Annotated in this window: 10 protein-coding genes and 2 pseudogenes; 2 read left to right on the forward strand and 10 right to left on the reverse strand. The window is 47.2% G+C overall.

All coding sequences use genetic code 11. The features are described 5' to 3' along the window. From TZ48_RS19775 to TZ48_RS19800, 6 genes and pseudogenes are all read right to left on the reverse strand, one after another. Nucleotides 1-621 (reverse strand): arginase family protein (locus tag TZ48_RS19775; RefSeq protein ID WP_162674673.1); only part of this gene is annotated, 621 nt, incomplete at its 3' end. 175 nt (nt 622-796) lie between these two features. Further along, nucleotides 797-2,383 carry a hypothetical protein gene (locus TZ48_RS19780; protein WP_112480382.1) on the reverse strand — a complete coding sequence of 529 codons (1,587 nt, stop codon included), beginning with the start codon at nt 2,381-2,383 and terminating at the stop codon, nt 797-799. A gap of 147 nt (nt 2,384-2,530) precedes the next feature. Continuing rightward, nucleotides 2,531-3,292 carry an iron ABC transporter ATP-binding protein gene (locus tag TZ48_RS19785; RefSeq protein ID WP_112480383.1) on the reverse strand — a complete coding sequence of 254 codons (762 nt, stop codon included), beginning with the start codon at nt 3,290-3,292 and terminating at the stop codon, nt 2,531-2,533. Between the two features lie 11 nt (nt 3,293-3,303). Beyond that, entirely contained in the window at nt 3,304-4,254 is a 951-nt protein-coding gene (locus TZ48_RS19790; RefSeq protein WP_112480384.1) for an iron chelate uptake ABC transporter family permease subunit, read from the reverse strand. Further along, the gene (locus TZ48_RS19795) at nt 4,247-5,206 is read right to left on the reverse strand and encodes an ABC transporter permease (RefSeq protein ID WP_112480385.1); all 960 of its coding nucleotides are present in this window, start codon (nt 5,204-5,206) and stop codon (nt 4,247-4,249) included. Before TZ48_RS19795 ends, TZ48_RS19790 begins: the two co-directional genes overlap by 8 nt. Nucleotides 5,207-5,285: 79 nt before the next feature. Beyond that, nucleotides 5,286-6,205, reverse strand: a pseudogene (locus TZ48_RS19800) (siderophore ABC transporter substrate-binding protein). A gap of 113 nt (nt 6,206-6,318) precedes the next feature. On the opposite strand from TZ48_RS19800, the gene TZ48_RS19805 reads away from it, so the two are divergent. Together TZ48_RS19805 and TZ48_RS19810 are read left to right on the forward strand one after the other, a co-directional pair. After that, nucleotides 6,319-7,188 (forward strand): GntR family transcriptional regulator, encoded by an 870-nt coding sequence (locus TZ48_RS19805; RefSeq protein ID WP_239670998.1) that lies wholly within the window; start codon nt 6,319-6,321, stop codon nt 7,186-7,188. Nucleotides 7,189-7,414: 226 nt separating this feature from the next. Further along, nucleotides 7,415-8,574 (forward strand): annotated as a pseudogene (locus TZ48_RS19810) (MFS transporter). A gap of 70 nt (nt 8,575-8,644) precedes the next feature. On the opposite strand, the gene TZ48_RS19815 reads toward TZ48_RS19810, so the two are convergent. The 4 genes from TZ48_RS19815 to TZ48_RS19830 all read right to left on the reverse strand — a co-directional run bounded on the left by TZ48_RS19815 (nt 8,645) and on the right by TZ48_RS19830 (nt 12,177). Further along, the gene (locus TZ48_RS19815) at nt 8,645-9,109 is read right to left on the reverse strand and encodes a DUF302 domain-containing protein (RefSeq protein ID WP_112480386.1); all 465 of its coding nucleotides are present in this window, start codon (nt 9,107-9,109) and stop codon (nt 8,645-8,647) included. A 50-nt stretch (nt 9,110-9,159) separates the two neighbouring features. Next, nucleotides 9,160-10,563 (reverse strand): ATP-binding cassette domain-containing protein, encoded by a 1,404-nt coding sequence (locus TZ48_RS26005; protein ID WP_112480387.1) that lies wholly within the window; start codon nt 10,561-10,563, stop codon nt 9,160-9,162. Beyond that, entirely contained in the window at nt 10,539-10,745 is a 207-nt protein-coding gene (locus TZ48_RS26010) for an ATP-binding cassette domain-containing protein (RefSeq protein ID WP_162674674.1), read from the reverse strand. The genes TZ48_RS26005 and TZ48_RS26010 overlap by 25 nt, the downstream gene beginning before the upstream one ends. A gap of 283 nt (nt 10,746-11,028) precedes the next feature. After that, nucleotides 11,029-12,177 carry a DUF1501 domain-containing protein gene (locus TZ48_RS19830; protein ID WP_112480389.1) on the reverse strand — a complete coding sequence of 383 codons (1,149 nt, stop codon included), beginning with the start codon at nt 12,175-12,177 and terminating at the stop codon, nt 11,029-11,031. Nucleotide 12,178: the final 1 nt, after the last annotated feature.

The raw sequence follows: 12,178 nt of genomic DNA on the forward strand, positions 1-12,178 counted from the left end.
GTATGGGTAGTCAAAGTCAGCACGAGTTGATAGGTCGTAGTGCGCATCGAAGTGGATAACGCGAAGAGGACCGTACTTCTCACCTAGTGCACGCATTGTTGGGTATGGGATTGTGTGGTCACCACCGAAAATAAGCGGCGTACAATCTTTTTCAACAACCATGTGGTGAAGAAGCTCAGTGAGCTGCTCAACTTCTGCTTTCAGCTCGAACTGGCCTAGGCTATCCCAGTTACCGTAGTCAGAGATACGACACCATTCGAATGGGATTTCACCGTTGTCACCAACCGTACCCATACCCATTTTACTTAGGTGACGTAGACGCTGTGGTGCGAACTTGTGTGAAGAACCAGTAGGAGAACATTTTTCAATGCCCATACCGTAGATCACAAGGTCAGTGTTATCGAGATCTTGTGAGAATGGCGCTTGGTAGAAACCTAGGTAGTCTTTGTTGATAAAGCTAAGCTGCTCTACACCTTTACCGCCGCCTTGCTCTTTAACGCGAGCTAGGTAAGCCGCAACTTCTGGATCTAGGTTGTCTGCTGCAGAAACGTTTTCCCAGATGTGCTTATATTTCGCTACTTTTTCTGGGTCGATTGCAGGCCACTTTTTGATGTTAGACATGATATTGCCTCTCTACTTGGTTGATGGCTCAATATTAGCGTAACAATTTGGACGCCAACAGTAACAGTAGGTACAGATTACGTTTTAGAAAACGTAAACTACATAAGTTACGTTAGAGCGTTCGGGATACTATCTGTCATACGAAGTACAGTAAATAATGGACTCACTGGAAACACTAATCTGTGATATTCGCCAAGCTCAACCTAGCATGCTCTAACGTCGTGCGAAGGGAATCATCAAGTATCATCACATCAAGTTGCTGTGCAGCGATAGCGTTGATATCTGCCACGCTTTGTTTCGCCTCGCTCCAATACTGCCTAGCCGTTCCCTCTTGGCCTGCGACCTGATAAATCAAAGCAAGCAGAGTCGTCTGAAGCACATTTCCTTCCACGTAGAACAAATCCAGGCTTTGCAGTGCGGCTTCATTGTCTTGTTGACGAATGGCGTTTAACGCTTGGCTTAACTTGAGCCAGATTGGAAAATAATCATCCTTACCCCAAAGGTTGGTTAAAATCTTGATTCCATAGTCAAAATTTCCCGATAAGCACACCAACCAACCCACCGCGCCAATCGTGTAGTGAGAGTTAGGATTGAGCTGAATAATTCGCTCAGCGCAGCCGCTCACTTTCTGCGGATTGTTTGTCAGCAATGCCCACCAAGCTTGAGCCAACATCACTTCACCATCACGCGGGGCATAATCCAACGCTTTCGAGACCAACTTCTCGCAGCGCTCAATCACCTCGTCGTGGTTCATCATGCCAAAGAGTAAGGCGTCACAATAAAGCTGAGCTAACGTAGCCAAGGTTCTCGCATCATTGGCGTATCGACCAGCGACCAACTGTTGATAGAGTGTGATCATATCTTTTAGACGCTCCTGGCTCATTTTGGTCAGGTACTCCAAATAATAGAGACGCGCTTGATAGTCGTTAAGTGAGACCGAGTCTTGCTGCGTAATACGCTGAAATTCATGCATCGATATCACGCCATAGGAAGACGCCATTTTTGTCGCTATGCGTTGCACAACCGCGAGTTGGTCGCCAAGCATATCCTCGCTAGTGACCGTTAAAACAAATCGCTCACTCCAGATTTGCAGACCGTGCTCTGTCTCATTGAGTGCGACAGTAACGCGCAGGGACTCACCGGCACGGCGCACTGATCCAGATACAACGTAGCGGGCACCCAGCTTATCGCGAAATTCACTTAACGACAGTGCCCCCTCCGCCATTTCCTGCACCCGAAGCGGCGATATTACCGCTAGCTGTTCAAATAAACCCAATGCATGGCTGAGCTCCTCTTGCAGCGACAATGTTACTTCATTGCAGATCGGATCTTGCAACGTCATCGCAAAAGGCTGAACCACAAGAGTCGGATAGTTAATACTTGGGATAAGTGGTGAAGGCTCGGCGCTCTCTTTTAGCGCAAACTCTGGCTTGTAACTGCGCTTTGGCAGAGAGATGACGATAAGCTCGTCGTTGTTGCTTTCATAAAAAGCGGCCAGCAGCTTTCGCAATTTCGTTGCCAACATACGAACCATAGGATCCGAGGAAGGGTTAAAGCTCGCTGGCTTTTCAAATAGATCTGTCGCGATGGAATGTTGAGTAAGCAGACTCCCTTGTCCGGCCAGCGTCTGCTCCACAATGTAGCGTAAAAACGCCACCAGTTTAGGCGACGAATAGAACGGCGGGAAGACAACGATCTTCTCTAAGGTGCTCTGGATTTGCTGCTCCGTGATGGGCTTCGGCATAGACTCGGGGCTCGGCATATTGACTCAAACTAAAGTGCTTTGTTTTTACTAGTTTATCACCTAGCGAGGTGTTTCCAAATCTAGCGACCTTAGATAAGGTGTTGTCTGCCCATCAATTAGATGTTCAAAAAAGAGGCCGTTGGCTCCTGCATAGTTCTGAAAAGACTAACTATTGAAGTAAAGACAGACCTTACGCCCATCAACCTCACGTATATCAAACGGGATTTCGTAGATGGCTTCCATGACCTCCTGCTGAACCACTTCATCCACTTTGCCCGATTTGATGACCTTGCCTTTCTTCATCGCTACGATGTTATCCGAGTAGCAAGACGCAAAATTAATGTCGTGAATAACAATCACCACAGCCTTATTGAACGCGTGCGCGAGACGACGAAGCGTGTGCATGATTTCGACTGAGTGTTTGATATCCAGGTTATTTAAAGGCTCATCCAAGAACACGTAGTCGGTATCTTGTGCCACCACCATGGCGATGAACGCCATTTGACGCTGACCGCCACTGAGCTGGTCGAGGTACTTATTTTGGATCTCTTCAATCCCTAAATGACCAAGAGCCTGGTCGATGATCTCATTATCTTCTGCCGTTAGACGGCCACCAGAATGTGGAAAGCGGCCAAAAGACACCAACTCACGAATGGTAAAACGCATATTGATGTTGTTAGATTGACGCAGCACGGCGAGGTGTTTTGCCAGCTCTTTGGTATCCCATTGAGCAAGCAGTTTATCGCCAATCACGACTTCACCTGCATCGCTCTCTGTCAGGCGGCTTGCCATCGATAGAAGCGTACTTTTACCTGCGCCGTTCGGGCCAATAATCGAAGTCACTTCTCCTTTCGGGAAAAGCGCATCGGCATCTTGTACAACGAAGGTTTTGCCGTACTTTTTACTTAGACCTGTTAACTTAATCACTGTTATACCTCTTAATTAATTCTGTTTCTTAGCAATAAGAACAGGAAGTAGGAACCACCAACGAGATTGATGATCACGCTGATCGTCGTTTGGAACGCCAATACTTTTTCAACAAACCACTGGCCTGTAACCAGTAGAAATACCGCCAGTAGACTGCTCGCAATGATGAGGAAACGGTGTTGATAGTGCCCAAAGATTTCACGAGTTAAACTCACCGTGATCAAGCCAAAAAACAGCACAGGCCCCACCAAAGCAGTAGAAATAGCAATCATGATAGTGATGAGTATCATCACACGTTGAGTGAGTTGCTGAGTATTGACACCAAGACTTGTCGCGTTATCTGTCCCCAGCCAAAGCACATCCAGCTTGGGCGCGTAGTAGAACAGAATCGCTAAGCAGAGTGAGAGTGGGATCAGGCTCCAGTAGACCAATTTGGCATTGATGTTGTTGAAGCTCGCGAACATCGAGTTTTGAATACTCGCAAACTCATTAGGGTCGACCAACATGGTCAAAAAGCCAGTCACACTGCTAAACAAACTGCCGCATACAATGCCAATCAGCAATAAAGTGAAGACGTTACTGTCTTTGCGTTTGAAATAGAAATGAAATAGCAGCAGCGAAAAGCCAATCATCACACACGTGGAAAGCAAAAAGTTGCTCATCGCGTGAATCACCCAAAAACTGGTGCTGCCAAGAATGACGACCATCAAGACTTGCACCATCAGATATAAGCTATCAAAGCCCAATATCGATGGCGTTAGAATGCGGTTGTTAGTGATGGTTTGAAACACCAAAGAAGACGCGGAGATCGCAATGGCGGCCAATACAATCGCCAACACCTTTGGAATGCGGCGCGATAAGAAAAATTGGTAGTTGTCGGCCGTCAGTCCCTGCCCCATAAACCAAGCGATAATCGCCACACACCCTGCGATGAGTAGGGAAATTTTCAGTGAATCACGCATTGCGCTTCTCTCTCAACACCAGATAAATAAACACTGCACCACCGAAAACACTGATGATCATCGAGATAGGCATTTCATAAGGGAAAATAATCAAGCGACCTAAAATGTCACAAGCGAGGACGAGTATGACGCCCCAGTAAGCTGTCCAAGGCAAGATCCGCTTCATGTTATCGCCCATAAACAGCGAGACGATATTCGGCACGATTAGGCCAAGGAATGGGATAACGCCAACGATCATCACGACCGTAGAGGAGCTAACTGCAACTAAGATGACGCCAATAAAGACAATCTTCTGATAGTCGAGGCCGATATTCTTAGCGAAGCTTTCACCCACACTCGCGGCACTGAACTGTCGCGCATAGACGTAAGCCAAAAGACATGCAGGTAGTGCTAGATATAAGATCTCGTAGTTACCTTGCAGCACGCTAGCAAAGTTCGCCACTGTCCACGAAGACATGGTTTGCACCAAGTCGTACTTGTAGGCAATGAAGGTAGTGAGCGCAGAGATCACGTTGCCATACATGATGCCGATAAGCGGTACGAGAACGGCGTTCTTAAATTGCAGCCTTTGCAAGAAGCGTACGAAAATCAACGTACCTGCAACGGCGAAAAAGAAGATAGCGCCCAAGTGAACCCATTGGCTAGCACCGCCAAGAAAAATTAGCCCAACCACATAGCCAAGCAGCGCACAATCTATCGTACCCGTCGTCGATGGTGACGCAAAACGGTTCTGAACGATTTGCTGCATGATAAGACCCGCGACACTCAAACCAGCACCAGCAAGAATAATGGCAAGTAATCTAGGAACGCGGCTGACGACATAGATGGAATAGGCATGCTCATCACCACGAAATAGATCGGCCAGTGATACGGAAGCAGCGCCAAGAACGAGAGAGCAGACGGCCAATACTATAAGCAGAGCAGTCGCCAAAATGGTTTTATGAATGGTCATTACAAAAATGGGCTAAAGACAAAACGGAATTAGAAAGGTCTCTGCTAAGCATCAGCAGAGACCTTTAATGAATAACAGACTAGTTCAATGCTTTTTCAATATCGCTGATCATGGTTTGCGTTGCGGTTACACCGCCACCCGAGATATACCATGCGTTTGGATCGATATAGACAATCTTGTTGTTTTTCGCTGCTGGCGTTGAGCCACTAGCGGGTTGTTGAACAGCTCTTTCGCTTTCCCAACGCTGCCACCAATCGCTTGTTCGCGGTCAAGAATGAAGATTACTTCTGGCTGAGCATCGGCAACATATTCAAACGAAATAAGATTACCGTGCGAGCCTTCAATTGGCGCTACTTTTTTGCTGCTGGACTCAGCAAAACCAAAATCATCAAACACAATTGAGAAGCGGCTGCCTTTGTTGAACATCGCTACGTTACTGCCATTGTTCATGAGCATTAGCGCATTTAGTTTTTGCTTCGCGACTTTAGATGATGCATTGTCAAGTTGCTGCTGAGTTTCCGCGATAAGCGCTTCTACTTCGCTTTGCTTGTCAAACAGCTTACCCAACATACGCCAGTTTTTTTGAGCGTCTTGCCAGTACTGACCATTATCAACGTAGAACATGACTGTAGGAGCAATCTGGTTAAGATCATCGTAGACACGAAGCATGCGATTTTCTGCGATGATCACATCAGGCTTTAAGGTAAAGATGGCTTCAAAATCCGGCTCACCAACAGAACCTGTGTTGCCAGTCGTTTGATTGTAGTCAGCGAGATATTCTGGGAGAAGCGAGTGAGGCGCGCCTACAGGTTTCACACCAATACGATCTAACACGTCTAGACTACCATTACCGAGTACTACGACACGCTTTGGTGTGTCATCAAATTCACTGGTGCCTTTAAAGTGCTGAATAGTAACGGCACTGGCTTGAGCGGCCAAAGCTAGACTTGCGGTAAGGGTTAGCGCCAAACGCTTGACGAAACCAAAGGACTGACTCATTCCGATTTCCTTATATACTTTATGGTTATAGTTAACCTGCTCATTATCACTTACAGCAAAATAGGAATCAATATCATTTTCATAATCAATAGTGATTTTATTGTCCTAGCTCAATGTTCCGTTCTTACATCTCTAATGATTACTCACTGGCCGTGCTGAGAATGGGGCAAATTTCTCCAATTCTTGGTCAAATCACTGCTATTGTTTTTACTCCTGCGCGTTTTGTCATACTATGTCGAAAATCATCGACTTATAGACAGCGCAACCCTATGACCACCAAAGCGAAATATTCCGATATCTACCAATCGATCAAGCAGCGCATTTTGAGTGGGCAATACTCCACCACACAGAAGCTACCTGGTGGTAGTGAACTGGCCGATGAGTTCGGCTGTAGTGAACTGACGATAAAAAAAGCACTGGATATACTGGTCACAGAAGGTTTGGTAGTGCGAAAACGAGGCTCAGGATCGTTTGTTAAAAGGCCTTTGGGGAATGCAAGCTACGCGCACTTGCATGGCACTAAAGCCAATGTCCTCGCAAACGGTCAATCCGTTGAAACTAAAGTGCTCGAATTTCAGGTAGTACCGGCCGATGAGCATGTAGCCAAGCGTCTTAACTGTGATGTAGAAGACATGCTCTATAACACCACCCGACTGCGCATTATTGATGGCGTTCCGTCTTCGTTGGAAGAAACCTATATGCCGATCAGTATCATTTTAGGTCTTAAGCGTGAGCATGCAGAGGACTCCATCTATAGCTTCATCACCGACAAACTAGGCCTGAAGATACACAGCTCCACCATGGAAATTACTGTAGTTAAAGCAAGTGAATTTTATGCTAGGGAGTTTGGTATCTCTGAAGGCGAGCCACTCGTCAACGTGGAGCAGGTGGTGTACCTCGATGACGGCGAAATTTTTGAGTATTCGAATGTGAAACATCGCTGGGAGAGCTATAAGTTCGCCACGAACTTCTTTAAGGTTTAACAGCCTTACAGCCACAACACATCACCCGATATATCTTGTCGTTTCTCCATCAATGAAACTAATGCTCTAAAGAAAAACAAGCGCCAAGTGACGATAAGTATCCTTTATCGTCACGGTCATTTTTTTCGTTTTACTCACACCTCCCAAAGCCTCATAGTCGCGGCGAAAACTTCATCAGACCTTTCTTTTCTGTTATTTCCCACGACTAAATTTGGAGGCACCGCGAGTGGAAAACACAACTGATTTCGCAGTAAAAACTGGCTTTAAAGTTCCTGTTATTGCGCTATCACTCTATGCTGTGGCATCAGGCTATCTAATGAGCTTGATCCCGTTGATGCTCAATCAATATGGCATAGATGCAAGCAACGCAAGTTGGCTGGCAAGTGTGTTTTATGCGGGTCTATTAGTGGGCGCTGTGATTATTGAGCCAGCGGTTAAACACGTGGGTCATCGTATTGCATTCATTGCCTGCTTGGCGCTATTTATCGCAACTATCCTTGTATTACCGCTTGCCCCTATTGCTTGGGCATGGCTGGTAGCACGCTTTGTTGCGGGTATTGCCGTTGCTGGCGTATTTGTGATTGTTGAGTCATGGTTACTCGTGGGTGATGAGTCTAGCCGAGCAAAACGCTTAGGTCTTTACATGGGCTCACTATACGGTGGCTCTGCTTTGGGTCAGCTTGGCATCGGTTTCATTGGAATCGAAGGTAGCGTGCCGTTTGTGGTGATTCTGTCTATGCTTAGTGCTGCGATTCTGGTGCTGATGTTTGTCCCAACTCAGCAGCCACAAAGCGCGCATTCAGCCACACTGTCACTCAAGCAAGTGGCGAAGCTGAACCATGCCGCCATTATTGGTTGTATCGTATCGGGTCTGACACTCGGCTCTATCTACGGTTTAATGCCAGTAGAGCTGACACATCGCAATGTGTCACAAACCAACCTAAGCGCATTAATGGCATTAGTCATTCTAGGTGGTATGGCAGTACAAACGATTGTTCCTGCATTAATCAAACTAGCAGGACGCACACCGCTAATGGGTCTATTCTGCCTACTTGGTGTGTTTGGTGTGGGTCTAGTGATTTTGAGCGATGACTTGAGCGTACTTGCCATCAGCCTATTCTTGATTGGTATGGCCACGTTCGCGCTCTACCCAATCGCGATTAACCTTGGCTGTGACAAGCTTGATGAAAGCTTTATTGTGTCAGCGACGCAAGTGATGCTTTTCTGCTACAGCATTGGCTCAGTTGCCGGCCCTGTGATTGCAGACTGGTTTATGAATGGCACACAAGGTTTGATGGCATACTTGTTAGCACCATGATGGCGACTGCGATCTACATGTTTATCGCGAGTATACGTACCAAGAAACACTTGGTCGCGGGAGAATAACAGCAAAAAGGTCACCGTAGTGGTGACCTTTTTGATTTCACTGCAATTTGAATAACGCAGATGCTGTAGGCTACTGCGTCGCACCTTTAGCAAAATTGGCGAGTGCGCCCTCGACTTTACTCAGTACCTCATCGCAGCCTTCTATATGATGTCGTGAAGCAAGGTAGCGGGGACTGTTGTAAAGCAGCCATACCTCGCCTTTTTCATCTTCCATAACTAACGCTTTTTGCGGCAAATCAATCGCGACACTTTGGCTGCATGCCATCAATGGCGATCCGACTTTAGGATTACCGAAGATAACAAGCTCAGTTGGCCTTAGAACCACATCCACCTTTTTCGCAGACTCTGAGTGTTTTACACGATTGAAAACGGTCATCCCCTTACTTTCAAGCAAGCCGACTAGCTTGTTCGCCGTCATCGAAACATCGTGCGCACTTTTCACACGAACCAGCCCATCATCCCCATCAGGCATACTCGCCAGCGCAGTGGCGCTAAAAGCTATCACTAACCCAAGCCCTATCATTACTGATTTCATCACTTCTCCTATCCGTGTTCATCGCACAATGACTTGAGTATAGTGCTTGGTTACACACCCAGCGCTATCGTTTTGTGAATCACTAGGCGTTCAACAAATCCAACATCATGACTGACAACTATCACGGTACCCGAATAGTTATTGATGGCTGAAATCAACTGCTGTTTGGCGTCTAAATCGAGATGGTTATCGGGCTCGTCTAGCAGCAAAATTGAGGCGTTAGATTGGTGCGAGGCAATCAACATCGCGAGTTTCATTTTTTCTCCTCCGCTAAGAGCAGACACGCTTTGATACACCGATTCACGCCGAAAGCCAATACCCGCCAAAAGCGTTCGCGCCTTGGGTATGTTCAAGGCTTCACAGCGATGGCAGACCATATCCAGAATAGAAACCTCAGAATCTAAAAACGAGAAATGCTGATCAAGATAGAAGCACTCGCCATTTACCGTGAGATGTCCACCAAAGCTCGACTGATGGCCACACTCCAACAGGCGCAATAAGGTGGATTTTCCAGAGCCATTAACCCCTTTGAGCCAAACATGCTCCCCGGAAAGTATCTGCTGATTCATTGACTCCGATTCAATAAGTGCATGGCTAAAGTCTTGAAAATGCACCTTCACTCTCCCACCAGACTGAGCCTCACTGGTATACCATTTTTGTGGCTTGAACTGTTCAAGCTGTGATTTCACCTCCTTCAACTTTTGGTCAAGTTCCGCCATTTGGCGCTCATTTTGCGCTTTGACTGCCGAGTTGGCTACTTGTGCGCCTTGCTTTTTACCATCCATTAATATTTTTGGCTGACTGCCTGAAGCCCGCTGTTTCTCTCCTCTGCTAGCGAGCCGCTGGGCGGTGATTTCGCGGCGTTGGGCTCTCTCGACCTTAACTTTCCGAGCTTTCTCCAACGTTTTGGCCATCTTATTGACGGCCGCTATCTTCTCTTCTTTTTGCTTAAGGTAGCCTTGATATCCGCCGCCAAAACAACTGATACCCAGCCTGCTGAGCTCTAAAATGCGATCGGTGTGATTCAAAAAAGTGATGTTATGACTGATCACTAAAATGGGCACAGGACGCTTGACTAGCGCCGCCACCAGCCAATCAATATGCTTTGCATCGAGATGATTGGTAGGCTCATCAAGGATCCAAGCATCGTGCTCTTGGTTAAGCAAACGATAAAGCCTAATGATGGCTCGCTGTCCTCCACTTAAACGCCTCAATTTGGTGCTCACATCTTTGGGGAGTCGCAGTGTCTCCATCAAGTCTGCGAGCGCTTGCTCCAACTGCCAGTCTGAATCTGAAATACGCTCAAACCACTGGCTATCGGTTGCTCCTTGAGAAATCTGGGTAAGCGCTTCGAGCTTGTCTTCAACCCCTAGGTAGGCGGCAATCGAGCAATCAAGATCTTTGGGCGATGCCTCTTGAAGATAAACTCCTACGGACTTAACGCCCCTTCCCACTCAACACTGCCGCTTGTTGGTTGAGATTGCCTGGCCAATATTGAGGCTAAGTGGCTTTTGCCACTGCCATTTTTCCCTACTAGGGCGGTAACACCGCATGGGATCGTGAATGAGAGATCGTTAAACAGGCCTTGCCCATCTGAAAACTGTTTTGATAGTGAAATAGCATGAATAGCAGTCATACATCCTCCTTGGCAGAGCATTAGACGCATGGCAGCACATACAGTAATGTCGTGATAAGTAGTGATGTCTAGACCAGTAGACAAAAATATAGAACGAGCCAACGCCCACTAACTCTGCGATTTCAAAAGTTACTTGTATAAAACGTTCGAAATTGAGTTAGTTGTTCATGTAGGCGTGCGCTCCTAGGGAAGTGATGGGAAGGATTATACACAATTGAGCAAAAGTGGCAGCCTCAAAATCCGAGACTGCCAGCAGGATCGCAAAATACAGCGCTATTGCTCACTAACCAAGTAAGCCTTTGAGAGCCATCGGCTCAGGTGCACCTGGAAAAACTTGCGTCAAAGCAGTGTTATCGGCTCCCATATGCTCCTTCAACACCCCCTTAATCACCTCACGACTATCTGTAGTTGGCGCCAAATCACGCCCTTGATAGCGCTGCGCTTCAGAGAGTCCGGGCCACTCCACAATCACCTCAGATTTCTTCAACGCACCGCCAAGCACAAACATGGCGTTGGCTGTGCCGTGATCGGTACCTTTGGTGCCGTTTTCTGCCACGGTGCGACCAAACTCACTGGCGGCGATAATAACGGTTTTTGACCACTGTTCACCCAGTGCCACTTTGAGAGCAGCAAGTCCTTTATCCAGCTTGGTCAATTGATTGCTCAATCGCCCCTTGGTCGTACCTTGCGCAGAGTGGGTATCCCAACCTCCTAGCTCTAATACAGCAATATTGGGACCGTCAGGTGCCCTCATGAACTCCCCAGCTTGGCTCATCAAACTTGCAAATTGTTTGCTTTGACTGCCACCTGAGGTCATGGACTCTAGCTTCATCGCATCTTCAAAGTTAGCCGATAATGTTTCATCATTTTGGAATAGCTCCGCAAGCAACTCCGCCTGCTGCTGTTTGGCTTTCAGTTTGTGTGGAAACCAGCTACTCACTTTCACATCGCCGCGCACAATGAGCGGCATACCCGCATCGATAGCAATAGCGTGCTGAGACGTTGCTTGAGAGTGCTGCGTTGCCAGATATCGGTTTATCCAACCAATCGGGTCAAACGGATCGGAGGTGCCATTTTCTAGCACTTTTTGACCATCAAAGTGAGAGCGCTGTCGGTAGTTTGTCGCGCTCGCATGCACAAAGGCAGCCTGACCTTGTTGATACCACTGATGAACATTGACTAGTGATGGGTGCAGGCCAAAGCCTTTATCGAGAGGCTTGAGATCGGTTTTCGCCATCGCGATGTTGGGACGCAGCGCATAGTAGTCATCATCAAAAGTTGGCACCACAACGTTCAATCCATCCATAGCGCCACGCAGCGTTATCCAAACCAGTTTGCTAGCAGATTGAGTTGATGCGAACGATAGGTTGGGTAGTAAACCAACCAGAGATGCCGCACCAACGCCTTTAATAAAATCTCGTCTTGTCGTCATC

The organism is Vibrio variabilis (assembly GCF_003263785.1).
In the GTDB taxonomy this organism is placed as follows: domain Bacteria; phylum Pseudomonadota; class Gammaproteobacteria; order Enterobacterales; family Vibrionaceae; genus Vibrio; species Vibrio variabilis.

Coding starts and splice junctions, on each gene's coding strand:
- TZ48_RS19780 (WP_112480382.1), bottom strand. CDS start 2,383: ATGCCGAGCCCCGAGTCTATGCCGAAGCCCATCACGGAGCAGCAAATC.
- TZ48_RS19790 (WP_112480384.1), bottom strand. CDS start 4,254: ATGCGTGATTCACTGAAAATTTCCCTACTCATCGCAGGGTGTGTGGCG.
- TZ48_RS19795 (WP_112480385.1), bottom strand. CDS start 5,206: ATGACCATTCATAAAACCATTTTGGCGACTGCTCTGCTTATAGTATTG.
- TZ48_RS19805 (WP_239670998.1), top strand. CDS start 6,319: ATGTTCCGTTCTTACATCTCTAATGATTACTCACTGGCCGTGCTGAGA.
- TZ48_RS19815 (WP_112480386.1), bottom strand. CDS start 9,109: ATGAAATCAGTAATGATAGGGCTTGGGTTAGTGATAGCTTTTAGCGCC.
- TZ48_RS26010 (WP_162674674.1), bottom strand. CDS start 10,745: ATGACTGCTATTCATGCTATTTCACTATCAAAACAGTTTTCAGATGGG.
- TZ48_RS19830 (WP_112480389.1), bottom strand. CDS start 12,177: ATGACGACAAGACGAGATTTTATTAAAGGCGTTGGTGCGGCATCTCTG.